This window comes from Polyangiaceae bacterium (genome assembly GCA_016715885.1).
GTDB lineage: Bacteria > Myxococcota_A > Polyangia > Polyangiales > Polyangiaceae > Polyangium.
In genome coordinates this window covers 621,652-645,612 of the sequence record JADJXL010000025.1, presented here as the reverse complement: position 1 = coordinate 645,612, position 23,961 = coordinate 621,652, and the positions used below count along the sequence as shown (strand labels likewise).

Here is a 23,961-nt window from a genome sequence, read left to right as displayed (position 1 = left end):
GCATGGGACACCGTACGCAATGGTTTCGCGGGGCTGATGCTGATCTTGTCGTAGCCGTATGGGTTACGCGCACAGGCCGCGTCCAGTTCCATGCAGGACTTTACCATCGCGATTACGGTGCCCCACGTGTTCTGCACTTTGCCTGGGATCGAGATCTCCGCGACGATGTTCCGGGAGATGTCTTTGAGGGGCATGACAATGGTCTCATTGCGCTGACGCTCGATGATGACGACGCTCAGACGTTGTGCGCGCTCTGTCGCCGGGTCGCGCGGAGGCATTCCAACACGCTTCGTTATCGATTCATGGAGTGGAGGCCTCGATTTGATCCTACCAGTGCGGACATCATTCCATCGTCGACCGATGAACGTTATGGTTTTACTTGCGCGACGTTTGTCTTGGCAATGCTCCGGTCCGCGGTCGTCGAGGAGCTGCTCATGCTCGACGAATGGCCACTCCCAGCGCCGCAGGATGCCGATGACCGGTGGCAAAGGAGGCTCGCGCAGATGCTTTGTTCGAACGAGGCTTCGCCCGCGCAAGCAGCGAAAGTGCTTGCCGGGATTGGTGCAAGACGCGTTCTGCCGACGGACGTCGCTGGTGGAGCGACGCAACCACGCGAGCGATGGCCTGTGGGGTTCGCGGACGCTCGCAGGGATGGGGATGAGATCGCGAGATGCCTGCGATAGGTCGGCGCAAATTCGTGTGCCGTCGTTGCTGACGAGGGCGACGGCGTTTAATGCATAGCGTCCGCGGTAAGCATTTCGTTGCGCATGAGGCGATTGACGAGCCCAAGAAATTCGTCGAGCTCCTCGTACTGCATCAGCTCACGCGTTTCCTCTGCGTCAAGCACCGTCATCTGTCGCCGCTCGAGCAAGTCTTCGATGCGTTCCTGCACATGCGGCGGCGCTCGAAAAATAGGTACGCCTTCAACCAGCTCGATTCGCACGGCGGCATCCATCGGAAGCAGTTCCAAGAGGGCCTTCAGAATCGGGGGTTTCATGGGAGAGCGTTCCATGCATCAAGTGCCTACTCCATTCGGTTCCAGGTTGCAAGATGCGGCCGTGCAGGACCGCTAATTCTCCACCCTGCCCATGATCCACCACTTCGTTTTTTTTCCACCTTCCTCCGTCCAAACACGCCCCTCTCGCCCTTGTCGCGTAGACCTTGCTCGGCTACAACCGTGCCCCGATGGACGACATCAACTTCGGCGACACCGTCAAAAAAGCCGTCGAACAAGCCATGCACGAACGCGGCCACGCGAACGTGCTCATCGCAGGTCGCACCGGCGTCGGCAAAAGCACGCTCATCAATAGCGTCTTCCAAGGCCACTTCGCCGCCACCGGCCACGGAAGACCCGTGACCGAATCGACCCGCGAAATCAATAAATCCGGAATTCCACTCACCATCTTCGATACCCGAGGGCTCGAAATGGCGGAATTCGAGAAAACCCTGACGCAACTACGCGAATTCGTCGCAACGCGCCGCCAAGATCACGATCCGCGCAAGCATATCCATGTCGCGTGGGTGTGCGTCGCCGAAGACCTCCGGCGCGTGGAAGAAGCCGAAACAAGACTCGTCGATATGCTCGCCGACTTCATGCCCGTGCTCGCCATCGTCACGAAAGCCCGCGCAGACAATGGATTTCGAGCTGAAGTGCAGCGCCTCTTGCCGCGCGCCGGGAATGTCGTTCGCGTGCGTTCGATTCCCGAAGAATTGGACGATGGTCACAAACTCGCCCCCATGGGCCTCATCGACTTGGTCCAAGCGACGGTGGACCTCGTCCCGGAGGGGCAAAGATGTGCTTTCGTCGCCGCGCAAAAAGCTGATTTAGAGCTCAAGAGAAAAAAAAGTCATTTGATCATGGGTACGGCCGTTTCCGCCGCCATGGGCGTCGGGGCCGCGCCGATTCCATTTGCAGATGCGGCGCTGCTCGTGCCCATTCAAATCGGAATGATCGCCAGCATCACCGCAACGTATGGATTGGACTTTTCCGAAGGTTTTTTGAGCGCCGTCGTGGCATCGGCCATTGGCGGTGCAGCCGCGACGCTCACCGGACGCGCCATCGTCGGCGGCCTTTTGAAGCTCATTCCGGGAGCAGGATCCATTGCTGGAGGCGCAGTCGCAGCCGCAACGGCTGGCGCAATGACGACGGCGCTCGGCACGGCTTACATCGCGGCGCTCGATGCATTGTTTGCCAAACACAAAGGTGAACCGCCGTCGGTCGACGAAGTGCTCGCCGCCGTTGCTTCATTGCGAAAGTAGCAAGCGTGGTTCGATGAATCGTTCCCGCATTTCGGACAGGAACCGTTCATTCGCCATGTCGACAATTGCATCAGATTCGACGGGCGCCCTGCCATCTGGGGTTTTGGGGACCTCCGCGGTGGGCCTGTCGAAAGAAGACCTCGACGAATTCGGGCTCTGGAAACTGGCGCAATTCCCGGATGAAAGCTTCCTTCAGGTATCGGTGTCGACGGGATTTCGGGTCGTCGACGTCCGGGTCTTCCGAGACGTATCCCAACGACGGTGCCTCGCCCGGCGTGGTCGGTAAACGAGGGTGGCACGGGCCGTGTTTCCTCGCAATATACGGGTGCCTTCTGGGGCAAGGGCGTTTGCGTGTGTTCATGTGAAGAGCGGCAGAGGTGCCTTGTTGGTTTGGGGCGGTTGGCACTTCGAGCTGCAAACCGTCTTGACGGTCGCATCGTTTCGATGTTTTGTTGCCGCATGCAAAAGGCGTCGTGTTCGTTCGTGATTGTCGCGTTCCTCGTTGCTGGATGTGGTGCATCTTCGTCGTCTCCATCGTCCGATGCGGCCAAAGTGCCATCGACGCGTCGCGAGGCCCAGGTCTACGATAGCGCGGGTCAAGCCAAAACGTGCGAACCTCCGTCGAAGGAATGTGCTGCGCCGGAGATGAATCGCGAGCTTCAGGAGAGATGCGCGCTTGCGGGGTATCGCATGGTCCATTGTGGTTGCGAAATGCTTTGCATGGGCAAGCCGCAGCCGGCCGAAAAGATGCTTTACGACGCGGAAGGCAATGCGAAGGCATGCGCCAAGGCTTCCGAAGACTGTTCACCGCCGCCCGCGAGCGCCGCATATCAGGATGCGTGCAATGACAAGGGCTACAAGCTGGAAGTGTGTGGTTGTGAATGGCTTTGCACGGGCAATCCGGCGAAGTAGGCATTACGGGGACGCCGCGCCCCGAGCGACCCGGCAATGCCGCGACATGACCCGTTACGCTTGGCCTTGACGCTGGACGCGCGACCTTGTACCGCTTGATCCATGCACTCGCGGATATCGTCATTGTCTCGGGTCGCCCTCCTGCGCTCGGTAGCAGCGCTTGCGTTCATTGCATGTGACGGTCCTCGCGAGCCCGTGCGACCTCCGCAACTTCCTTCTGCGACGCCGCCAGGATCGGCGGCTCCGGTGGTTTCCGCATCGAATGCGCCGCCGACCGCGCCGCTTCCCGACGGGATTCGCGCCGAAATGAAAGGCAAAACGGGCGTCGTGCGCGTCGAGGAGCGTGACGGTTATCGATTGCTCACGATCGATGGAATCGTGCATGCGGCGCATTTCATTGGCTCGGGGGACGCTCCGCTTGCAGCGCACGATCCGCTCGTCGCGATACTCATTGCATCTCGGCGCGAACAGGCGACGCGTACGCTCGTGGTAGGTCTCGGTTCGGGCGCGACGGCTTCCGAGCTTGCGAGTGTCGAACATACGGTCGAAGTGGCCGAAATCGAAAGAGCGGTCATCGATGTTGCGCGGCGGTTTTTCGATTACAAGGGCCATGCCGAAGTTTCGGATGGTATGGATTGGATTCGTAAAGCCAAAGCTCCGTACGAGCTCATCGTGCTCGATGCATTCGCGGGCACGGAGCTGCCTGCATCGTTCATGTCGGCGGACGCTGTGAAGGTCATTCGGGAGAAATTGGCGCCTGGTGGGGTTGTTGCCGTGCGTTTTCTGGGGTCGCCGAAGGACGACATCGTTGCTGGCGCCGTGCATATGTATGCGAATTCATTTGGCCATGCGCGGTTTTATGGCACGGGCGTGGGCGACGAAGTGCAGAATTTGTATTTGTTGCTATCGGATTTGCCGCTGCGGCTGTACGACGAACATATGGGAATGGCGTTTGCGATGCCATTGCCCAAAGGGGACGCTGCGCTGGAGTCAGCGAAACCGGCGAATCGCGATGCGAAGGCGGAAGCTTCCGTGCGTGACGTCGTCATGGGCAGGATCGAAAGGCGCGCGGCGGTCGTGGGGTATTTGGTGCAAGATGCGGATGGCAAGTTGTGCGTGGATTTGCCGCATTGGGAAATGGGGGCGAGACGGTTTTTGCTTTCGGGGCCGGAATTGGAGCGGTTGCGGGCCCTTTTGCCAAAAAATGCGGTGTTTCCTACGTCGGGCGACTTGAGCACCGATGGTGATTTGTCGAAGACGATGCATTCTTTGTTGAGCGGCGGGGGCGTCAAGCTGAACACCGTGAGGTTTTCTCCGGTGGTCGTGGCGATCGAAGGCAAATTATCGGGACGCACTCCGGAGACACCTGCGATTCCGCGAGGACCCGGATTCAACCCTCGTACCTTCATGGATGGGGCAAAAAAAGTCGCAGTCAATGCAATCGGCGAGATTGCGGTCGAGCGCATTCATTTTTCGATGGATACGAAAGAGTGGCGTACGTTTCGACAGAAAAACATGCAAGCTCGGGCAAAGCGCGCAGAGCAAGCGTTTGCCAAAGGTGATCTCCAGGCCGGAGCGAACGCGATTCGCGCGATCCTCGATGCTTTGCACGATAGATTCGGTCGTTTTGCTCCGCGCATCGTCACGTACGACGAATTGTCGACGCTGCTGGGTGTGACGTCCAAGCCCGGGGCGACGTGTCATTCTGCGCGAAAGGAATATCGATCGCTTTACGGCGGGCCATTTTGGAATGCCGACGACGAAAGGCGCGAGGTATCGTCGATGCTGGCGGGGCTTTTCCATTGCGCGGTCAAGGCTTTCGAAAAGGAAGCGGGCCCAGCGCCGAAAACCGAGACGCAGCAGAAAGCGGCCGCGCGCCTGCTCGCGTTGCTCGAAGACGCCGGTTGGGACGAATTCAACGAAAAAGAGCGCAATGCCTTCGAAAAACGATACGAAACGCTGAAAGAAAAGTGGAAGATCGAGCCGGCCGAGGATCGGTGAGAGGGGGAATGAACATGCTGCATTCCAATGCGCGAGTCCTGTCGGGATCGATTTCGACGATCATCGCCTTGTTGTTGCTCTCCGGATGTTCGTCTCAGGTCTTTGGACATTATCATGCGCCGGAGTACCAGGATCCGCCGGCGTATCCACCACCGTCCGTTTCTCGTGCCGAACAAGAGCAGCGCCACGCTGAACGACGCGCGGCCATGGAGGAAGCCAAGCGCCAGCGGGCAGCGGAAACGGAAGCTCGTGAGAGAGCCATTTTCGATGAATTGGACGTCATGCGGCGAGACATTGCGGCGACCAAAGACGTCGTGAACAAGGCAAGACCGTTTGCCCAGAAAGTCGTCGAGGCGAGTCATACGGAGCTTGCTCGATCGCGCAAAGTGGACATGGCGCCGCTTTATGCGGAAGCCGCGCAGTACCTCGAGTCGGCCATTCGGCAATCGCCGTCCATCGAAACATTCGATACGCTTGCAGGCTTGCCGCCGGGTGAAGCGACGGATCGCGCGCTGCTTGCGGCGTGTCATCGCGTGCGGCACCTCGTGCAGGGCGACGAGGTCCTTGATTTTACCGGCACATGCCTGGATGGAGCAGGCGGTGATGCGAAAAAGCTGAAATGGCCCAATGCGCAGCGTGACGTCGCGGCGTATTTGAAAGAGGAAAATGAGCGGGCATTGGCTGCGGCGGTGACGGCAAAGAAAGCGCAGGAAAAGCAAGCAAAAGCGGAGCGATACGTGGCAGCGGCCGTATTTGCGGCAGGACGGTGCCGATTTGGCAATTGTTTGAAGGATGGCTGGACCGCGCGCACGGCCGAAGGCGATGTCGACGTGAGCTGTTCCTTTTCGAATTGTTTCAAAGATGGCTGGACCGCGCGATTTCCCGACGGATCGCAAGCCACGACGCGATGTTCGTTTTCGGATTGCACCAAAGACGGCTGGTCGACGAGGTTTCCCGATGGAACCGAAGCGACGACGCGTTGTTCGTTCTCGAATTGTTTGAAAGACGGGTGGTCGACGGATTTGCCTGGTGGAGGCACGGCCACGACGCGTTGCTCATTTTCCGATTGTTCGACGAACGGTTGGGAAACATCGCTACCGGATGGGCAGAGTATTCGATGCCGATGCAACTTCAACAAGTGTTTCGAAGATGGCGCGACGTGTGAGTGACAATCGTCGCACCTTTTTTGCTCCTGCCGCGGCTTGTCCGGTAGTCTCGGTGCCGCCCGAAGAACTGCTCCGGCAGGGCCGCTCCGATGTCCGATACTCTCGTCTGCTCCATCGAACTCAGCAAGATTGACGGCGTGACCGTGACGGTCAAGAACGCTGCCGGGAAGATCACGCAAACGATCGTGATGAACGGGACGAGCATCACGACGACGGTCGAGGGTGAAGAGAGCACGTCGACGATCACGCAGGATTCGGAGAGCTTTTTGTTCAAGGTCGCCGGGCCGGACGCGACGAGCACCATTACGCAGAAGCAGGATCAGGTGCTCATCAAATGCAAGAACTTCGAGGTTGATGCGGAAGACGTGAAGGTCAAGTCGTCGAAGGCTTCGCTGTACCAGGCGACCGGCAAAATGGATGTGAAGAGCACCGAAGACATGACGGTGAAATCTTCGGCGAAGCTCACGGCTTCGAGCACTGCTGCGATGAAGCTCGATTCGAGCGCATCGCTCACGGCGAGTGCCGTTGCAGATGCAAAGTTATCGGGCGCCAATACGACGATCGAAGCTTCGGCGAAGCTATCGGCGAAGGGCAATGTGAGTGCCGAGGTTTCGGGGGGCAAAGTGGATATTTCCGGCACGATGACGGCGTCGATGGCGGCGCCGATCACGAGCGTCGGGCGGGATCTCACGACGGTCAAAGGTTCGCTCGTCAAGGTGGAAGGGTCCCTCGTCAAGCTGGGCTGAGCGAGGTATGGAGGCAGCAAGGTGGACGACGAGGTTGAAAAGGTATTTCTAGACGAACTCGCCGCGCTCGACCGGTTTCGGATTTCGTACACGGGGGCGTATCCGAACACGCCGCTTTCGCGCGAGGATCCCGATGTACGCCGGCTTCTCGAGGGATTGGCGATGTTCACGGCGCGGACGCGCGTCGCGACTGCACGCGCGCTGCATCGCAATGTATTGCGCATGTTTCGGCAGCACTTTTCGCATATGCTCGGGCCGGTGCCTGCGATGGGAATGCTGAGCGCCAAGCCGAGCGCGCGTTTCGTGGATCCGGCCGTGCTTCCGAGCGGTTCTGAGGTGATGCTCGTCGAGCCGGGCATCAAAGGCGCCGACGATCGGGTCTTTCGGTTTCGCACGATTGGCGAGCTGCGCGTGTTGCCGCTCGAATTGCATTCGGTCGTGCCGCTGCGGATGCCCGACCGGAGCCTGCGGCTCGTGCTGCAATTTCGCTTTACGACGCGCCACGCAATGATGATGGATGTGGGGGATTTGCATTTGCACATCAATCATTTGGACGATCTCGCTTCGTCGCTCATGGTCGCGTATGCGCTCGAAAAAAACTTGAAATCGGCCGGGGTTGTTTTTGGACAGACCGTGCGTGAAGACACGGTGGGGACGCCTTGCCGCGTATCATTTGGGGCGTTGCCCGAGGCGCGGGACGTATTGGACCGGGCGTCGTATCCATTGCGGGATGTGCGTATGGCGCTACGTTTTCCGCGGCAGCATTTGTATTTGAACATTCATGGTATCAAATTGCCGGGTGCGGTCGATAGGTTCGCCGTGTATCTCGATTTGGGGACGACTTTTCCCACCGACCTTCGGCCGAATCACGACGGGTTCGAGCTGTTCGCGGTGCCGATCGTGAACGAACGAATCGAAATGGCGAACCCCATCGAGCATGATGGGACGAAGGAGCGTCATCCGGTATTGCATCCGGACATTGGGGCGAAGTTCGTTGCATCGGATATATTTGGCGTTTATCGAATGACCGATCAGGGGCTTGATCCGATTGAACCTGCGGTCGTATCGGCGGGTGCGCCTGGCGGTGGCAGCGAGTCGCGCCCGACATACGACGTGACGTACGAAGGGCAGGGTGCGCGGCGGAATGCCTTCGTGACGCTGGATGTGCCAGGGGCCTTCGATAGCCCTGTGAACGTGGCGGTCGAAGCGATATGGTATCAACCGTCGGTCGATACCGTGCGCATGGATGATGTGCGTGTGGCGCTTGCGGATCGGCATCTTGCGGGTGTGGAATGGTCGTGCTCGGGGGCATTGATGCCGCATGGGGAGAGCTCCATCGAGGAAAGCGATCAGGATTTGCTCGAGCTTTTGTCGATAAAAAATCATCGCGTGCTCGACTTGGAGCATATTCGGTGTTTGCTACGAGCGGTCGGGGCAGCCGAGGGGTCGGCATACGAAAAATTCACGAATGCTATGAAGAACGTTTCCGTGGATAGAAAACCGGCCGCAAAAAGCTCGACGGGGTTCAAGTACGTGTACAACATCGAGTTTTCCGAGCTTGGTCCGACGGAAATTCCAAAGCTCGAAGTTTATTGTCGCAGGCTCTTCGACTTGCTGGCGGCGTGGAGCACCGAGGAGGTCATCGAGCTCGTGGGGCGCGTCGTGGGTGGACGAGCGACGGTACGAGTGGAGGGAACGTCATGAAAAAGTCGCAAGCGGAGCTTTGGGCAGCCATCGATGCGGCATTTACCGAAGTGGTTTCGGTTTGTCGGGAAGCACGAGCCGCGGAAGCGCTCCTCGAAAGAAAACACCGCGAGGACGCAGTGGCGCAGGGGCGGCAGGCCGAGGCAGAGACGCACTCGGCGATTCCGAACGAACGGGTGCATCCGCGCCTGGCCAGCATCGATGATCTGGTCGAGGACTTGGCGTTTCAGAAGAAGCATCCGAATGGTGCGGATCTCGTCGCGATGAAGGCAAAAATTCGCGATCGATTGCATTTGCTCAAAAATGCGCTCGCGAGCACGTATTCCGAAGAAGACACGCACGCCATTCTTTTCCCCATCGTGGTTTACTTCGACGAGCTCGTACGGTTCGTCAGTCGTGACGTTGCCATTCAATGGGAGACGCTTCAGGGCGAGATATACAATACCGAGAGCGGAGGCGAAGAATTTTATAAATATCTCGAACAAATCAAATCGCCGCAGCTCGCCGTCGAGGTTTATTATTATTGCTTGCAGGACGGATTCGAGGGCATGTATGCCGACGATCCGGCTCGCATCGACGACTACAAGAAGCAGCTCGAGGCGCGCATGCAGATCGTGCCAATTGCGGCCGAACCTCCGCGTGCCGAACCGCCCGCGCCGGAGCTCGTGAAGTTTCCCGTGCTGTATTACGTGGCTGCGGCGGGGGCCATCGTCGGGCTTTACTTCGTATTGCGCCTCATTGGCGCGTCGTATTGAGGTTTTCGAGCCATGGCGCAGAGCCCTTTCGATCTCGAAGCAATCCGTCGCAATTGGGCGCGCACCATCGCACCTCCGAAAGGCCGCGTTCCGCCGCGTCTTTCCACGGTGGAGGTTCCGCGTGACGTACCTGCTGAAGTGCGCCAGCTCGTCGTGCGTATTCGCGACTTGACGTTGCAACGTTTTCCTCATCGTGAAGAAACGCTCGCCCCATTTTTCGTCGAGCTGCAGCGGCTCGCCGATCGCCTTGCCGATAGCGATGGCAAGTCCAAAGAGAATCCCGCCGAACACATGTCCGCCTTGCTCTCCGAATTGGAGGACCTCCTCGATGCGTTCGCGATCCTCAAGCGCTGATTCCGCCGCATCCATCCAATCGGCCGCTCGTTCATGCATTGCGATGGCCGCGGTTCTGGTCACGTCCGGTGAGGCGTTGGCCGATTCGATTCGATATGTCGATCGTAATGGTCGTGTGCACGAAATCGTCGTTCGCCGCGACAAAACGCCCGAAGCGCCCGCAACAGTCCCCGTAGCGGTTTCCGCCACGCTGCCTGCGGTAACGACGGCATTTGCGTCGTCCGTTCCATACCTCGACCACGTACGCGAGGCGGCCAAGCTGTATTCGCTTCCCGTGGAGCTCGTCGCAGCGGTCATGAGGATTGAATCCGGCGGTAATCCCAATGCTGTTTCGGTTGCGGGCGCCATGGGGCTCATGCAATTGATGCCCGGCACGGCGAATGACATGGGTGTGGACGATCCTTACGATCCTCGCAAAAACATATTCGGCGGGGCGCGGTACTTACGTATCCTGATCAATACGTACGAAGGCAGCGTTGCGATGGCGCTCGCGGCGTATCATGCCGGCACGGGGAAGGTCGAGAGGTACGGTGGAATTCCGCCTTATCCCGACACGCGGAAATACGTTATCGAAGTGATCAAGCTGTATCACCGATATCAGGAGAAGAACACGCCGACGAAGGCCGTGTCGAAGTGATTACGGGCTGAGAGGTGCGCGAGCGATTCGGTGGGGTGTGCATTATGGTGAAACGGATGCCGAATTCGTCCAGCAGATGCTGCAAGAAGTGGGTGTCGGGTACATTGCCAACGATTGAAATGCCAACCCGAACCCGCATGACGCCTCTTGTAGCGATTTGCAGCGTTGAGGCACGCTGTGTAGAAAGAGGTTGTTATGATGTCTTTTCTTGCCTTGGTTGGTTTGGGCTTTCTGGGACTCGCTGGTGGTTTCGATGGCGGGGGATCGAGCCCACTCGATCCAGGTGTTGGGGATTTCAACGCCGCTCCCCCCCCCCCCCCCCCCCCCCCCCTCCCCCCCCCCCCCCGCCGGCCCCCCCGCCCCCCCCCGCCCCCCCCCCCCCCCCCCCCCCCGGCCCCCCGGGCCCCCCCCCCCCCCCCCCCCCGGCCCGCCCCGGGGGGGACCCGCCCGCCCCGCCCCCCCCCCCGGCCCCCGGGCCCCGGCCCCCCCCCCCCCCCCCCCCCCTCCCCCCCCCCGCCCCCTTTTCCCCCCCCCCCCGGGGCGGCCCCCCAGCCCCCCCCCCCCCCCCCCTACCCGCGGCTCGGCTCGAGGGTGCTGAAATGGTGATAACTCGATCTGACCTGCTGGATCTTGTCTACCGATTCTACCCGCGAGGACTGCGTGACCTCGAGTGCACGCACGTTCCCCCTGGCGAGCCCGTTTACGACGACACGGAGGAGCACGGCCGCCTCGTCGCCGCCGCTGCCCGTGGGAGACGCGAGTACGACACGTGGAAGGCGATGTGCCGCCGCCTGGGGGATCGATACGGCCTTCAAAACGAGTCGCTCCACCTGTTCTCGGGCGGGACCGACCCGGCCTATTCGGCCCGAATTTGGCTCACCGAGGAAACGGCACTCAGCTTCCACGTGTCGCTGCTAGGGCCCTACTACGGGATCCACCTTCCGGGTATCCCCGAGGAGGAGCCGGTGGCGCGGGAGATCGCTCGGGAGATCGAGACCACGTACCCCGGATATCAGACGATCCCGCCGGAGATCGGCAATGAAGTGGTGCCGGACGTGGCTGCTGGGGCGCCGTTTGGAGAGGCGACGATCTACATCTGCCTTTTCTCGGAAGTCTGGACGTGGGTCGATCCCGTGTAAGCTAAACACATAATGAACGCCTTAGAACCACCGACTGCGGACGCGTCGAGACCCACTGCGCACGCGTCAAAGCGCACTGCGCGCGTCTGCCATGCCCACTGCGCACGAACGTCCCGTGGGAGGCATTACCGGAGTATGTGCGTGATCAGCCCGTTTTGGGCAAGCGTTGCGGGATGGGGGCGGTTGTCGTGACAAACCGAAGCTCGCGACGGCGTTCTTCGCGGGCTCCGAGCGATGCGCGCTGCGTGGTCGTACGCGTATCGACGTAGGCATCGCCAAGGCGCGAAGTGCCGAGAACACCGAGGTTTCGGGCATCTGGATCGCGCGAGGCCGCCACGTTTCTCGGACGGAAATAGCGAGCAGCTCCGTCACCGTCGAAAAGTACCGAGCCATCGTCCATGCGGTACATGGCGAGGTTTCCGCGTTTGCCGTACTCGAGGAGTCGTTCTTCTCCGACGGTAAAGCGGGCCGAGATTTGTTTCGCCGTCATCCAGGTGGGCATCGTGTTCTCGAAGTTCGGGCCGATGCAGACGGCATACCTAAGCTCGGACGCCCGGGCCAAGTTTGCGTTGATTTGGTCGGAAACTTGACAGGCCGAAATTCTTGTCGGGAGGTGTCATACACGTGGTTCGCTTGCTTTGTCGCGCATTGGTCACCCGACCATCCGCTGACTTTTTGACCTTTTCTCCTGTCTCTGTTACGACGTTCGTCAGGAGGACTTGTCTATGGAAATGCCGACGGCGGGAACAATCGCCGAAGCCTATCTGCCCAAAAGTGCATACAGCGTGTCGCGTGTCGCGGCGGATCCCAAAACCAAGGGACTCGAAAGCGGACTCGAAGCTGTGCATACGAGCATCAAAACAACGCTCCGCGAACGTGACGACCTCGAAGAGCAAGCGCAAAAAAACGCTGCATTGCTCGATGCGGACGACGACGCTTGTGATGATGTCGTCGAAGAATGATGGCAACGTGGCGCGAGGAATACAAGAAACTCGAAGGCACGCTCCTTACGGTTTACGCTTCCAATCCCAAGCGCGTCGCGCGGTTCTTCAAACCCTTTCGGAAGAATCGAAAAGTCTCCAAGCTTCAAACGCCCGTCGTGCCTCCCGAATCGCCCTGAAGTTGCATAGAGCGGCGTCAGGTCCCTTGCCCGCCGCTGTGGACGTGCACAATCGAGTCGAACAGCCCTTCGGCACGTCCGTGGACGTGCACAATCGTGTCGAACCTCCCCTTCAGCTCGTCCGTGGACGTGCGCAATCGTGTCGAACAGGGCTTCGGCGCGTCCGCGGACGTGCACAATCGTGTCGAGCAGCCCTTTGGCGCGTCTGTGGACGTGCATAGCCGTATCGAACCTCCCCTTCGGCGCGTCCGTGGACGTGCGCAATCGTGTCGAACAGCTCTTCGCTGCGTCTGTGGACGTGCACAATCCGATGGAACGCTCGTTGTGCCGCGCCATGACGCTGTAGAGCGATGAATCACGAGCTGAGCGCCATGCTTGGGTATGGATTTTCGCTTGATATGTTGACGCGGTTGTGCATGCGGGCGGCGCAGCGCCACGGGTGCGCGTGAAGGTTCGTCGAGGCGGACTCTTGGTGAGCAAACGAAAATGCGGCGCGTACTCAGACTCGCGGCTGATCTGCGTATCTGCGTACGCACAAGCAGATGCCGGATGTTGTACCAGGAACAAACGCGCGTTTCACCTTGACCAGGGCGCATCGCATCGGGTGCCATCGCACCATGGCTCCCACTATCAATAGACTCACATTGTCCTTGGGCTTTGCCGTGTGCTTGGGTTTTGCGTTCGTACCGCAAGGGTGCGGGGGAGCTCATCCTGTCGCGGACATTCCCGAGCACGTTGCAGCGCCGATCAAAGGCTGCGTTGTAGAGCACACGCATCACGTCAGAAGAGATGCGGACCAGATCGTCAAGTATGACGTGACGCTCGATAGCAACGGCCAAGTCGAGACCATTGCGCTGGTCGATTCCACCGTCGGCGATGAAGAGCTGGAGCAATGCATAGCTGCCTCGATCCGTTCGCTGACCGAGAACGATCTTCTGCGCCACCGCTCGGAGAATTTCGATCGGGAGCTTGCACAGCCGGAATCGCGCATGCTGCTGGGTACTCCGGCAGTACCGCTTGCGGTTTGCGTTGCGTCGCCACCTTGTTTGCTCGCGCTGACCGCCCTCATGGGTGCTTCCGCGATCACCGTACAGCTCATCGTGCACGCGGCGACGAGCAAACCCACCGCGATAACGACGGGCTGGCCGATGGCGACCGCCACAGCCACCACGACGACGGCCCCGCCGATCCCGATTCCGATTGCCGTGCCCACGACGCGCTACCCCAACCAGACGTGCACCGACAAGGAGCTGGATCGTCTGGAAGCAGAGAAGAAGAAACTTTGCTACGCCGGGTACGCCGCGAGCTGCAGTGGGAACCACGAGAAGCCAAAGTTTACAAAAATTCCCTGCTCAGCGATCAAGCTTGCCATCCAGCAACGGCGTGATCTGCAAGACGGCGCGACAGCTCGTCCAAGACAAGTGCTTCGGCGGCGAGCCGGACCCCGGACACAAGAAGGCGATTGATCAGGAGCAGGACGGGATTGACAACTGCGAAGCACTGAAGCTGATAAATTGCGCCAAAGACCACCCGATGGCAGGAAAGTAAGAAGATCCATGTCTGACGCACTTCTCGAAGCCATTCAATCGCGCGACGTTGATCGCGTGGCAAAGCTCCTTGCCGCCGGCGCGGATCCAAACGAGCCCGGCAAATCGCGCTATGGCAGAGGCGGAAATCTCCCACCCTTGCACGCCGCGATTGGTGAACTCGAAGCGTTCGAAGCCATCGGCTCGGACGCCCCGGTGCCGGAAGGGCCAATCGATTCCGTCGTGCTGCTGCTTCGTCACGGCGCGAGAGCCTCGGGCTGGAACATATCGAAGGAAGGGGATCCGCTCCTCGACGCGGTGCTTGGCAACCACATCGAAGCGGTGCAACTTCTTCTTGCTGCGGGCGCCGATCCCAACGTATCTGATGGCGAAGGCACCTCGCCGCTCCGCGTCTGCGCGGATAAAGGCTATTTGGAAATGGCTCGGCTCCTGCTCCTGTGCGGGGCGACCAGGACGATCGAGGAATGGGGCGGGGGACGGCCGATGACGGCACTCGGATTTGCCGCGCGCGGGCTCCACGTCGATTTGGTGAAGCTGCTGCTCGCACACGGGGCCGATCCGCAAGGAAAGAACGTTGACGATTTGACCCCACTCGATTGCCTGGAGTTCGTCGATTCGCCCGAGGATCCCGCCGACCAGGAGCGCCTTCGGGAGATTCGCCGGTTGCTTGGCGACCCGTCTGCGTCGTGCTAGCACCACGGGCCACCCGATCGTGGATCCAAGCAATAACGTGCAGGTAATGCCACCGGTGTGTCTCAACTGCCTGCAGGTCCTGGTGATCAACGTGCAGTCGCAGGGGTTTGTCCTCCCTGGTCTACCGTTTCGCCTCAAGAGTCAACCCCCTCCGCGCGTCCCCGTGCTAATTCGATGTGCCGATCCTGGACGATGGCCTGGTGGGTGATCCGGGTGTGCCCCCAACACCCTGAAAAACGGCAAGGAACGGGCGGGCGGGGGCCCGCCGGGAAAACTCATTGACAAACTGGATGATTTCGCCAAACAGCCTCCGCCACAACACGTCTTGGAAGGCTTGTTGCCGCAAGGGCCGCATTTCATCGAAGCCGTTCCGGGATTGGTCGACGAATTGGCAAAGCAATTGAAATTGCCCCGCGAAGCGCTCGACAATACGCGAGAAAGCCTCGATGTGGTGGAAGAAGCGCTGAAGAAACGGATACGACCGCGCAGCCGCATACTCGAAATTCCCAATTTGTTCGCGGCAATCGTCGCGTATACGGGCGAAGTCGCCAGGCACGTGACCGGTGGTCATTGGCATTTGAATGAAGTGCACGGGGGCATTTGGGAACCGTACGTCATGTACGACAACGATTCCGATTACGTGAATCCTTTCTTCGAACCGTACAAAAGCATCGTGGAACGTAGGCGCGGCGGTCTGCTGCTCTTCGCGCTGATTCCCGTCATGGACCATCCGGGATTGAAATTCAAAAAGCCGGATTGGGAATAGGAGGCCATGACCTCGCCCCTCATTCGAACGACCACACACCCATCAGCGAAGCTCCCGCCGTGAGCGCATGGAGCCCGGCGAGCATTCCCAATCGATGGTCAAACGCGCGTTCCCCCAGAGGCACGAGCGCAAATGCATCAACACGCAGCGATGCCGGCCCGGCAATCCGGAATTCCGTGCCGACGCGCATGCTGGCCGCGAGCGTCGTGGGCATTGTGCCGTGACCAGACTCGCCGACGAAAAACATCGTTGCCAGGCCGCCGCATAGACGCAATGCAGACGGTGCATGACAGATCGAACCGAAGAGCGGAATCATATCGCTACGAAATGCATTCGATGTAGGCATTGCAAGGGCGGCATCGATTTCAATGCGCAGGTGCGGCACACGTGACGATGGGACGAATCCAAGCGAAAAGAGCGGGCCGAGCCATTGCGTCGGCGCCGCGCCCATGCCGAGCAATGCGCCGACACCAAGGTGAAAACGATGCACGATCGGCGGCGGAGCGTCGACTTCTGGAGGCGGCGGCAGCGGATCGGGGCATATTGGAGAAGGCGCGGGCTCCGGGGGAGGCGGTTCCGGGGGAGGCGGAGGTGGTGGATGCTTGGGACACGGTTCGGACGGCGGGGGTTTTTCGAAGGCGCCGAGGAGTCGTGCTGCCGCGCGCGCAGAATCGTACAACACCTTGTGGCACTCGGTCCTGCTGGTGAACGACTCGTGATATTCGGCAAGCGTTGCCCCGGCTGCATCCACGAGCGTCATGTCCACGAGCGCGCCTCCCATGGGACTACGGCGGATGTGAACGGCCAACCGGCGGTCTGCATCCGGAATCAAGACGTTCGCACTCACCCAGTTCGCGAGGAGCGCTTCAAACGTCGCTAGGTCGTTGCAACGTGTGAGCGGCTGCTGCGTGTCGAAGTCGAGCCGCGTCGGGGCGATGGTCGGGGGGTCATGGGCGAACGCTGTTCCTACCGGCAAACCCACCAACATTGCCGCCACGAGAAAAATCGACCGGAGGGTCGACGATTTTTTCGGAATTCCGGTAGGCTCGCAGCCTATCTCGTCATGAGTCACCGACCGCCGACCGAACCACCCGACGATCCGCCCAAGCCTTCCAACAGTCGCCGGTTTGCCTTGGCCTTCGGGTTGACCAAAACCGAGTTCGACGAGCTGATCAAGGCGATGCTGGGTATCGTGGGGAAAGTAGGGTGTCCTGCACATATCGACCGCATGGATGTGGTTCATGATGCCTTCGTGACGGCCCTAGAAAAACCCATTTCGGAGCGAGTGTCCAGCGCCGAGCGCGAAAGGTTCATTGGATGGATGTGTGAGCTTGCGAGATATGCTGCCCTGACCACCCGCAACGCCGACGAGCGATTACGCCTGTGTCGCGAGGTATCGGATGAAGAAATCGCCCAATTGCTTTCCACACCGGCTCGTGTCCCGGATGTCGGCGTGCGCAAAGCGTTGCAAGAAGCGTTGGCCTCGCTCGACGCCGAAGACCAAGCTCTTTTGCTGGCGCGTTTTGTCGAAGACAAAGACATCACGGAGTTTGCCCGAGCGCGGAAACTGGCCCCGTCGACGGCGTATTCGCGTTTTTATCGGGTGCTGGGCTTGCTGCGCGCCGCCCTGAAAGCGATCATCGTCGCCACCGTCTTGCTCGTCGTGAAAAACGCCCGCGCCCAGGGAGCTCGTTTGGCAAGGCACGTGTCGCGCTTGCTTCCGCACGCAGGGCAAACGGCATGCGCGATGACCGTGACCGTGGCTTGCGGTATCGTGGTGCCTGCGAGCTCCACAGCCATGACGGTACGTCAGGACGCACCATCGGCGGTGTCATTGGCCCTGCCAGAGACACCCAGCATGGATGTTACCGCGCCGCCGATGCCCGTCGAGGTTGCACCCGTAGAACAGATTGGCCTTGACGAACCCGACGAGCAATGGTCTGCTGCCGTCATGAAGTCGAACAGCGTCGCCATTTGTATCCAAGGATCCCTTGTTCCCTTTGCTTTTCTCATAGCCTCCGCCATGACCCAACTCGGCTGTGCCGGCGCCGAACAACATACAGCTCCGCCCCAAGAGCCAGCGGAGCGAGACGGCAGCGGAGATCCATGGGTGCAAATGTGCGAAAACCAGAGAATGCGCGGCGAATCCTGCCTCTCAAAAGCAGATTGGTGCGCAAGGATGGGCCTACGCCCGGCGCCCAAGGGTTGTCAGTGACTTGGAGGTTGCGCCCGAAAAACGGATTGGCCTTGACGAACCCAATGCACCGCCTTCTGGCCAGCCTCGCAGCGTGACGACCGCGGCGCCGCGGGAACAAGAGCCGAACATCGTCGCCGACATCCGCGAATCCATGACCACGGACGACGACGTGTTCGCGCAAGCCGTCGACCGGGCGCTCAGGAAGGATCAGCGACGCGACCGACGAAGAGCACCGCCTTCGTCTTGAAGTCGCGGATGAAGAACACGAAGGGTTTGTCCAATGAAATCGTCGCCGGCTCGGGAACGCTCGTCTCGCCCACGATGACGGCCGTCGCTGCTGCCGCTTCCGTGCCCGCTTCATTCACCTTCACGAACGATTGGTGAATCACGTCCGTGATGACGAGCCCGCCCTTGCCATTGATGCCCGAGAAGTCGGCCCCATCCGAGAATGCAATGCCCATCCCCATGTCCTTCAATGGATCGACCAGGCCAAACTTCGATTCGAACTCGAACGTCGGCATCGTCGTGTCGACCATGTGATGGCTGAGCGAGCCGACGATCTGGTCCATCTTGGCGCCCGTCAGGCTCGCTTCGAACGCTGCCAAGTCGTTGGGCAGCACGAGCACCATCGATAGTTCGCCACCATCATACGGCAGCTCCACGGCGACGTAGTCCGCGCCTGCGCCATAAGGCACTTCGAGACTTCCGTGCATCATGGGCACCGTCACCATCGTTCCGGCTTGCGTCGTAAACGTTCCGGGCTTCGTTTGGGCGGGCTCGAAAGGCGTTTGCCACGCCGCATTGAAATACACGGCATTCGTCAGGACGAGCCTCGTGCTGGAGTCCACCGAATCGGGCGAGAGGATGTCTTTGATGCGGTTTTCGGTCTTCTTTTCGACCCAACCATTGATCAAATCGACCGCTTGGAGTGATTGCGTTTCGAAGTCGACGATGTGCATGCCGGCGCCGTAATTCAGCCCGAGCACATCGAGGAAATCGCTCTCGAAATGGTAGCCGACTTGGCCCCAGAGTGCATTGGCGATGTTGAGTCGGAACACGCCACCATCGGCGCCTTGTGCACCTTCGCCGCGGCTCGCCAGCTCGAGGTCCAGCGCATTCATGGCGGGATGGAATTGAGCTTGCGGCAGCGTGAAATGCAATGCCGACGCCATGTCCTTTTCGGTTTGAGTTCGCGCGCCGGCCCACGTCATGCCGAGGGCGCTCGAAATGCTGTGTGGCGAATAGAAAAAGTTGCCGGGTTCGGTGCGCAGGCGCTGATAAAGGTCTGCGGCGAAGTCCGTATTGCCTTGGACGAGGGCCGCGAGGTCGGCACTTGGAACGTCTGGCGTTTGAATGCGCTGCTGACTCGAACGAATCACGCAACCCGCCTTCGTTGCGTCATGGCATTCGGCGTCCACGGGAGCCGCGGGATTGGGCTCGACCGTGGTGGTACATGCGAGCGTGGAAAGGGAGAGAACCAAGGGGAGAATGGATAGGGTTTTCATGCCGGCGCACGTGAGCAACGAGCGTGCCGATGGCCGTGCAATGTGATGGTCGCACGGGCCGCCCTGGCGGTAACGCAATGAATGCGCGCGAGCGACGGATTTTGCATGTGTCATGGATGTCGGAATTGGCGCAAGGTGGCACGCAAACGTCTCATGCGCCCTCGAGCGCCCTGTACATGCGTTTCCAATTTGTTGATCATGGTACAAATGTTAAAAGACTGATGCATCGATTTGCCGAAAAACTTGCCCCTGTCCTCCCGCCCATGGCACCCCTTCGTCGATGCCCGTGTCGGCTCGTGCGCCAGGCCCATCCCCTTCGCGTGCCACTTTTTCTGATCGCATCGTCGGAACGCTCGACCTCGTCATTGGCGGCGAATCGTTTTCGTTTCCCGCCGGGAGCCTCGAACGCATCTGGATCAAAGCGACCACGTACGACTTCGAGGCCGAAGTCGTTTTCGGTGTCGTTTGCGACGGCGTGCCGGACACGGTTTTTTCGAGCTTCATCACGACCGACCTCATCACCGCTACGCTCACGCTTGCAAACGGAAATGAGGGGTATGCGGACGAAGATTCTCCGCCGTGGAAATTGCAGGGGCCGGTCACTTGGCGGCGTTTGCTCGAAACCACGGCGGACGACAAGACCGGAATCCCCATCGTGTTGCGACGATACTCCATTCGGTTTCTCGATCCGGCGCGCGTTTTTTGGGGCCAGCACAGGCCTCTCGAATTGCTCACGAGCGCTTCGATGAAAGACGTGCTCACGGCCTACGTCGCGCCAGGCATGCAGCTCGATGCGTCCTGGAATGCGCTCGACGAGTCCATGGACATGCTTTGCATTGGTGCGGGCAGCGAGGGCCCTGCGACCTTTTATGATTTGGTCATTTGGTTCGTGTACGAACACCACGGCATACTCGAGCTCGATGCGGAAAAAGCGAAATACAAGTTTGCCGCAGCAAAGTCGAAGAGCAAGCAAAAGCTCATGGTCGATCCCGACATCGTGCAGCATTTGCGTACGCGCCCGTCGGAACCATTACGGCGTGCGGCCTCGGTGCTCAATGCCTACAGCGAAGCCGCGACGCGCAAGAAGTCGATAACAAATTCGAATGCAGTGACGGGCGTTCGCCGAGACGCCCTTCTTCGTTCGCCCATTCAAACGGAAATGGATCGCCGCGTTCGTGTGGAAACGGCGCGCCTCGACGCTGGGCCGGCAGGCATCGATTTGACATTTCACAGGCTTCCGCCCGCATTTGCACCTCCGAATACGAACGTATCGCTCGGAGAAGAATTCAGTGCGGCGCTCTTTCCGGCAGGGAAAACGTATCGTGTTTACGAAGTGGAGCTCGATGCACGAATCGATGCGCCCGTGGATGTGGGCGATCCCGATGATGATTCGGCCGTGTTTCACTTGACATACCGTTTGTCCGCGGAACAAGAGAACGATCCGCGGCCGCGGTTGCCTGCATTTCATCGGCCGCAGTATCCGATCATCGTGGAAGGCAAGGTGCTTGCGGCATCTGGCGGTGACGACGATCGAACGTGGACGGCGCAGGAAAATGAAATGGATGCGCTGCATGCATATCGCGTGAACATTCCCTTGTGGAACAAAATCGTGAAGACGCCGTTTGTTCCGGATTATCAACCGGGGCACTTTTTCTTCCCGGCGTACAAGCATCAGCGCGTGCTCGTGGCGCTTTTTTTCAATCGCGCGGAAATCGTCGGATACCTCGATTGGGCCGGAAGACTTGCGCAAACGACGCAAGGTGATCAGATCATTCTCGGCAAGCGGGACAAGGACGAAACGGTGGCTCGTCACGTGTACGAGGAAGCCAAACCGAAATTGACGATCGTCCGGAAGCTCGCGGGGGACACGCAGACGATTACGGTCTCCGAGGGTGTCATTCGGTTTGTCGTGGAAGAACTGGAAGAGGCGCCTGCGCCCGAGCCGAAATACGACGTGACGCCCAAGGTCGATGCAGCGGTTGACGAAGTGGGCGCGGAAGTGCGCTCGAGCATTGCCAAAATATCGGGTACGTTCGAATCATCGATGGGCAGCGCGACGGCGTCGCTCGAAGCTGCGACCGCCGAAGTGGAAGGTGAGCTATCGGCGTCGGCCGCGACGATTGGTGCAAAAATCGCCGCAGCCGAAGGGGAATTGCAAACGATGATGTCGTCGGCAACGGAGGCGATCGTGGAAGCAACGGCAATGGTGGACGAAGCAAAAGCGGCGCTCGTGCAGGCGCTCTACGCGTAAGGAGAGGGTTTCGTGTTTGGAGAGCTGAAGGCGAAACTCGCGGCGATCGAGGGGAAACTGCGACTTTTGCTCGCGACCATCGAAGGTCAAGCAAAACTCGTCGAAAAGGACGCGGCGACGATGGACGCCGAGGCGCTCGGCATTTTGGGCCGCGCCGATGCGAACATCAAAAAGGCGGAATCCGAAGGAAAGCAAAAACTCGGCGGAGCGCGAGCGATGCTGAAAAAGATGTCGCCGCCGGCCTGAGGAACGGACGAGATGCAAGCGGTTTGGACAAAGTTCGATACAGCGGCGTCTTCGGTGACGAAAGTCGAAACGAAGACGAAGGCCACGGCGACGTCGATTCAAAAGACGGTTGGGAATTTGCCTGCGGACGTAGCCAGTGAATGGAAAAAGCTCAGCACTGAAATCAGCAAACCGAGCAATGATGTCAATACGGCGCTCGACAAGCTCCTCGCGGATGTAAAAGCTGAAATTGCAGCGATCAAAGCTCAATTGGCGCAGAAAACCCTTGGTTGGAGCGTCGTGGCGGACGCGTCCATTCAATTGGCACTGAAAAACATCGACGCGCAGACTACGGTAGACGTCGAAGCATTACGATCACGAACGAAGGAAGCAAAAGAGCCGCTGCAGAAGGAAGTCGACGCGCAAGGAAAAACGTTCGAGGAGCGGGCGAAAGGTTTGTCGACGGAGGCGAATGCGGCCATCGATCCATTCGTGAAACAAATTGGGGGGCTGGATAAAGCCGTAAAAGACGAGCGCAAGCGGGTAAAACAACAAATCGAAGCGTTCTCCGCGGGACTAGAATCGCAAATTGCAGCCGCGGAAAAGGAGCTCGGGCAAGGGCTCAAGACGGCAAGTGGGCAGGTCGATACGGGACGCCAGGCGCTGAAGAATTCGACGGCGACCGCGAAAAAACAGATCACGGCGCTCATCGAGCAGGTCCGGGGCATTGGAAAAAGCCTCGAAACGCAGGTGATGGGCCCGATCGACGACATGAAGAAGACGCTCGACGAAACCGAGAAGTCGCTGAACGAGCTCGTGAAAGCGGCGACTGCGAAGCTCGATGAATTGCAGAGGAAAACGATTGGAGAGCTGCAATCGCTCATCGATCAGGTGCAGGCGGCGATTGCGGCGGCGCTTCAGGTGCTGGCGACGATTCGTACGACGGTGAAGGAATTTCCCAAGAAGATCCTGGCGCCGCTTCACGCGCTCATTCAGGCGCTGGATCAGCTTTCGAGCCTCTTTTCCACGACCGTGGGTGAGCTGAAGGGCCTCTTTGCGACGGGCAAGTCGGCGCTTCAGGCCATTCCCGCGGCTGCACTTCCGCAGCCTTTGGTGAAGCCGACGATCAATGCGATCGAACAGACGGTTGCAGCGGCGTTGCCGCAAGTCGCGAACGCGGCGACCTTGGCGACGACGCAGTTCACGACGATCAGCACGCAAATCCAAGGACAGATCAACGCCGCGAAGACGCAGGCCGTGCAGGCTGTCAACACGTTCACGACCGAAACATCGCGTGCGGTCGATGCGGCGATCGTGCCAGTTTCGACGACGCTCGAGACCGTGCGTACGCAGATGCAAAGCGTGGTGGCGCAGCTACGACAAACCGTCGATGCGGCGAAAAACGCCGTGATTGCGCAGATTCAAGCGGCGAAGGCGGCGATGACGAAGGCGGTGGACACGCTCGTGTCGCAGCTCGAAGCGGTGCTCGATCGCGCGAAGGCGGACGTCGACAAAGCGCTCGGTGCGGTGCGCAAGCAGATCGACGATGCTCGCGCGGCGCTGAAAACGCAGGCGGATGCGATTGTCCTTCCAATCGAAGGAGCCGTGGATGCGCTCGTTGTGCAAGTGACGACGGTCGTGGGTTCCATCGAGCAGCAGATTTCGTTGGAGGAGCAACGAATTGTTACGGCCGTGGACGTGTTCGTGAAACCGATCGAGAAGCAGGCGCAGGGGGTCGAGCGGCAAGCTGCGGCGATCGAGAAGCGGCTGAATGATCAGGTTGGTCTTTTGAAACGCGAGAACGCGAGTGCTGTGGACGCCATACGGAACAAGATTTCAGAAGCGATGATGATGCAGCCTGCGGTGGATGCATTGCGGCAGAGCATCATGCAGGCGTTATCGGCGGTGCGAGCGGACGTTGCGGCGCTGTAGTCGTGCGGAATGGTGGACGTATGAGCAGGCATCGTAAAGTTACCGAAAGGCG

At 59.6% G+C, this 23,961-nt stretch carries 25 protein-coding genes; 21 read left to right on the top strand and 4 right to left on the bottom strand.

Annotated elements, in window-relative coordinates:
• The first annotated feature begins 2 nt into the window (after positions 1-2).
• The gene (locus IPM54_37675; protein MBK9265505.1) at positions 3-683 is read left to right on the top strand and encodes a hypothetical protein; all 681 of its coding nucleotides are present in this window, start codon (positions 3-5) and stop codon (positions 681-683) included.
• Between the two features lie 47 nt (positions 684-730).
• Here IPM54_37675 and IPM54_37670 read toward each other — a convergent pair whose 3' ends face one another.
• Positions 731-997, bottom strand: a complete 267-nt coding sequence (locus IPM54_37670; protein MBK9265504.1) for a hypothetical protein — start codon at positions 995-997, stop codon at positions 731-733.
• Positions 998-1,185: 188 nt separating this feature from the next.
• On the opposite strand from IPM54_37670, the gene IPM54_37665 reads away from it, so the two are divergent.
• The 10 genes from IPM54_37665 (at position 1,186) to IPM54_37620 (ending at position 11,673) form a co-directional block, all read left to right on the top strand.
• A complete protein-coding gene (locus IPM54_37665; protein MBK9265503.1) occupies positions 1,186-2,259 on the top strand; it encodes a 50S ribosome-binding GTPase in 1,074 nt (357 codons plus the stop codon).
• 459 nt (positions 2,260-2,718) lie between these two features.
• Positions 2,719-3,171 carry a hypothetical protein gene (locus IPM54_37660; GenBank protein ID MBK9265502.1) on the top strand — a complete coding sequence of 151 codons (453 nt, stop codon included), beginning with the start codon at positions 2,719-2,721 and terminating at the stop codon, positions 3,169-3,171.
• Positions 3,172-3,273: 102 nt separating this feature from the next.
• Positions 3,274-5,172: a hypothetical protein gene (locus IPM54_37655; GenBank protein ID MBK9265501.1), complete on the top strand. Its 1,899-nt coding sequence runs from the start codon at positions 3,274-3,276 to the stop codon at positions 5,170-5,172.
• 14 nt (positions 5,173-5,186) lie between these two features.
• Complete coding sequence (locus IPM54_37650) at positions 5,187-6,341, top strand: WVD2 family protein (protein MBK9265500.1); 1,155 nt, start codon at positions 5,187-5,189, stop codon at positions 6,339-6,341.
• A gap of 86 nt (positions 6,342-6,427) precedes the next feature.
• Positions 6,428-7,084: a hypothetical protein gene (locus IPM54_37645; GenBank protein MBK9265499.1), complete on the top strand. Its 657-nt coding sequence runs from the start codon at positions 6,428-6,430 to the stop codon at positions 7,082-7,084.
• 21 nt (positions 7,085-7,105) lie between these two features.
• Entirely contained in the window at positions 7,106-8,788 is a 1,683-nt protein-coding gene (locus IPM54_37640) for a type VI secretion system baseplate subunit TssF (GenBank protein ID MBK9265498.1), read from the top strand.
• On the top strand, positions 8,785-9,543 hold the full coding sequence (locus IPM54_37635) for a DotU family type IV/VI secretion system protein (GenBank protein MBK9265497.1): 759 nt from the start codon (positions 8,785-8,787) through the stop codon (positions 9,541-9,543). The genes IPM54_37640 and IPM54_37635 overlap by 4 nt, the downstream gene beginning before the upstream one ends.
• A 12-nt stretch (positions 9,544-9,555) precedes the next feature.
• Complete coding sequence (locus tag IPM54_37630; GenBank protein ID MBK9265496.1) at positions 9,556-9,897, top strand: hypothetical protein; 342 nt, start codon at positions 9,556-9,558, stop codon at positions 9,895-9,897.
• A gap of 43 nt (positions 9,898-9,940) precedes the next feature.
• Entirely contained in the window at positions 9,941-10,534 is a 594-nt protein-coding gene (locus IPM54_37625; protein ID MBK9265495.1) for a lytic transglycosylase domain-containing protein, read from the top strand.
• A 599-nt stretch (positions 10,535-11,133) separates the two neighbouring features.
• A complete protein-coding gene (locus IPM54_37620) occupies positions 11,134-11,673 on the top strand; it encodes a hypothetical protein (GenBank protein ID MBK9265494.1) in 540 nt (179 codons plus the stop codon).
• 145 nt (positions 11,674-11,818) lie between these two features.
• Here IPM54_37620 and IPM54_37615 read toward each other — a convergent pair whose 3' ends face one another.
• On the bottom strand, positions 11,819-12,175 hold the full coding sequence (locus tag IPM54_37615) for a hypothetical protein (protein ID MBK9265493.1): 357 nt from the start codon (positions 12,173-12,175) through the stop codon (positions 11,819-11,821).
• Positions 12,176-12,398: 223 nt separating this feature from the next.
• Here IPM54_37615 and IPM54_37610 point away from each other — a divergent pair, with 223 nt between their 5' ends.
• The 6 genes from IPM54_37610 (at position 12,399) to IPM54_37585 (ending at position 15,799) form a co-directional block, all read left to right on the top strand.
• Complete coding sequence (locus IPM54_37610) at positions 12,399-12,635, top strand: hypothetical protein (protein MBK9265492.1); 237 nt, start codon at positions 12,399-12,401, stop codon at positions 12,633-12,635.
• Positions 12,632-12,793: a hypothetical protein gene (locus tag IPM54_37605; GenBank protein ID MBK9265491.1), complete on the top strand. Its 162-nt coding sequence runs from the start codon at positions 12,632-12,634 to the stop codon at positions 12,791-12,793. The genes IPM54_37610 and IPM54_37605 overlap by 4 nt, the downstream gene beginning before the upstream one ends.
• A 181-nt stretch (positions 12,794-12,974) precedes the next feature.
• Complete coding sequence (locus tag IPM54_37600; GenBank protein ID MBK9265490.1) at positions 12,975-13,139, top strand: hypothetical protein; 165 nt, start codon at positions 12,975-12,977, stop codon at positions 13,137-13,139.
• Between the two features lie 271 nt (positions 13,140-13,410).
• On the top strand, positions 13,411-14,259 hold the full coding sequence (locus tag IPM54_37595) for a hypothetical protein (GenBank protein MBK9265489.1): 849 nt from the start codon (positions 13,411-13,413) through the stop codon (positions 14,257-14,259).
• A gap of 90 nt (positions 14,260-14,349) precedes the next feature.
• A complete protein-coding gene (locus IPM54_37590) occupies positions 14,350-15,033 on the top strand; it encodes an ankyrin repeat domain-containing protein (GenBank protein MBK9265488.1) in 684 nt (227 codons plus the stop codon).
• A 337-nt stretch (positions 15,034-15,370) separates the two neighbouring features.
• Complete coding sequence (locus IPM54_37585) at positions 15,371-15,799, top strand: hypothetical protein (GenBank protein ID MBK9265487.1); 429 nt, start codon at positions 15,371-15,373, stop codon at positions 15,797-15,799.
• Between the two features lie 19 nt (positions 15,800-15,818).
• Here IPM54_37585 and IPM54_37580 read toward each other — a convergent pair whose 3' ends face one another.
• Entirely contained in the window at positions 15,819-16,796 is a 978-nt protein-coding gene (locus tag IPM54_37580) for a hypothetical protein (protein ID MBK9265486.1), read from the bottom strand.
• A gap of 66 nt (positions 16,797-16,862) precedes the next feature.
• On the opposite strand from IPM54_37580, the gene IPM54_37575 reads away from it, so the two are divergent.
• Complete coding sequence (locus IPM54_37575; protein ID MBK9265485.1) at positions 16,863-18,014, top strand: sigma-70 family RNA polymerase sigma factor; 1,152 nt, start codon at positions 16,863-16,865, stop codon at positions 18,012-18,014.
• Positions 18,015-18,193: 179 nt separating this feature from the next.
• On the opposite strand, the gene IPM54_37570 is transcribed toward IPM54_37575, so the two are convergent.
• Positions 18,194-19,501 carry a serpin family protein gene (locus IPM54_37570; GenBank protein MBK9265484.1) on the bottom strand — a complete coding sequence of 436 codons (1,308 nt, stop codon included), beginning with the start codon at positions 19,499-19,501 and terminating at the stop codon, positions 18,194-18,196.
• Positions 19,502-19,787: 286 nt separating this feature from the next.
• On the opposite strand from IPM54_37570, the gene IPM54_37565 reads away from it, so the two are divergent.
• Genes IPM54_37565 through IPM54_37555 form a run of 3 tightly spaced genes read left to right on the top strand, consistent with a single transcriptional unit; the run spans position 19,788 to position 23,909 of the window.
• Entirely contained in the window at positions 19,788-21,752 is a 1,965-nt protein-coding gene (locus tag IPM54_37565) for a hypothetical protein (protein MBK9265483.1), read from the top strand.
• Between the two features lie 12 nt (positions 21,753-21,764).
• The gene (locus tag IPM54_37560) at positions 21,765-21,998 is read left to right on the top strand and encodes a hypothetical protein (GenBank protein MBK9265482.1); all 234 of its coding nucleotides are present in this window, start codon (positions 21,765-21,767) and stop codon (positions 21,996-21,998) included.
• A gap of 12 nt (positions 21,999-22,010) precedes the next feature.
• Entirely contained in the window at positions 22,011-23,909 is a 1,899-nt protein-coding gene (locus IPM54_37555) for a hypothetical protein (protein MBK9265481.1), read from the top strand.
• The last annotated feature ends 52 nt before the right edge of the window (positions 23,910-23,961 follow it).

Coding starts and splice junctions, on each gene's coding strand:
- IPM54_37675 (MBK9265505.1), top strand. CDS start 3: ATGGGACACCGTACGCAATGGTTTCGCGGGGCTGATGCTGATCTTGTC.
- IPM54_37670 (MBK9265504.1), bottom strand. CDS start 997: ATGAAACCCCCGATTCTGAAGGCCCTCTTGGAACTGCTTCCGATGGAT.
- IPM54_37665 (MBK9265503.1), top strand. CDS start 1,186: ATGGACGACATCAACTTCGGCGACACCGTCAAAAAAGCCGTCGAACAA.
- IPM54_37660 (MBK9265502.1), top strand. CDS start 2,719: ATGCAAAAGGCGTCGTGTTCGTTCGTGATTGTCGCGTTCCTCGTTGCT.
- IPM54_37655 (MBK9265501.1), top strand. CDS start 3,274: ATGCACTCGCGGATATCGTCATTGTCTCGGGTCGCCCTCCTGCGCTCG.
- IPM54_37650 (MBK9265500.1), top strand. CDS start 5,187: ATGCTGCATTCCAATGCGCGAGTCCTGTCGGGATCGATTTCGACGATC.
- IPM54_37645 (MBK9265499.1), top strand. CDS start 6,428: ATGTCCGATACTCTCGTCTGCTCCATCGAACTCAGCAAGATTGACGGC.
- IPM54_37635 (MBK9265497.1), top strand. CDS start 8,785: ATGAAAAAGTCGCAAGCGGAGCTTTGGGCAGCCATCGATGCGGCATTT.
- IPM54_37630 (MBK9265496.1), top strand. CDS start 9,556: ATGGCGCAGAGCCCTTTCGATCTCGAAGCAATCCGTCGCAATTGGGCG.
- IPM54_37625 (MBK9265495.1), top strand. CDS start 9,941: ATGGCCGCGGTTCTGGTCACGTCCGGTGAGGCGTTGGCCGATTCGATT.
- IPM54_37620 (MBK9265494.1), top strand. CDS start 11,134: ATGGTGATAACTCGATCTGACCTGCTGGATCTTGTCTACCGATTCTAC.
- IPM54_37615 (MBK9265493.1), bottom strand. CDS start 12,175: ATGCCCACCTGGATGACGGCGAAACAAATCTCGGCCCGCTTTACCGTC.
- IPM54_37610 (MBK9265492.1), top strand. CDS start 12,399: ATGGAAATGCCGACGGCGGGAACAATCGCCGAAGCCTATCTGCCCAAA.
- IPM54_37605 (MBK9265491.1), top strand. CDS start 12,632: ATGATGGCAACGTGGCGCGAGGAATACAAGAAACTCGAAGGCACGCTC.
- IPM54_37595 (MBK9265489.1), top strand. CDS start 13,411: ATGGCTCCCACTATCAATAGACTCACATTGTCCTTGGGCTTTGCCGTG.
- IPM54_37590 (MBK9265488.1), top strand. CDS start 14,350: ATGTCTGACGCACTTCTCGAAGCCATTCAATCGCGCGACGTTGATCGC.
- IPM54_37575 (MBK9265485.1), top strand. CDS start 16,863: ATGAGTCACCGACCGCCGACCGAACCACCCGACGATCCGCCCAAGCCT.
- IPM54_37570 (MBK9265484.1), bottom strand. CDS start 19,501: ATGAAAACCCTATCCATTCTCCCCTTGGTTCTCTCCCTTTCCACGCTC.
- IPM54_37555 (MBK9265481.1), top strand. CDS start 22,011: ATGCAAGCGGTTTGGACAAAGTTCGATACAGCGGCGTCTTCGGTGACG.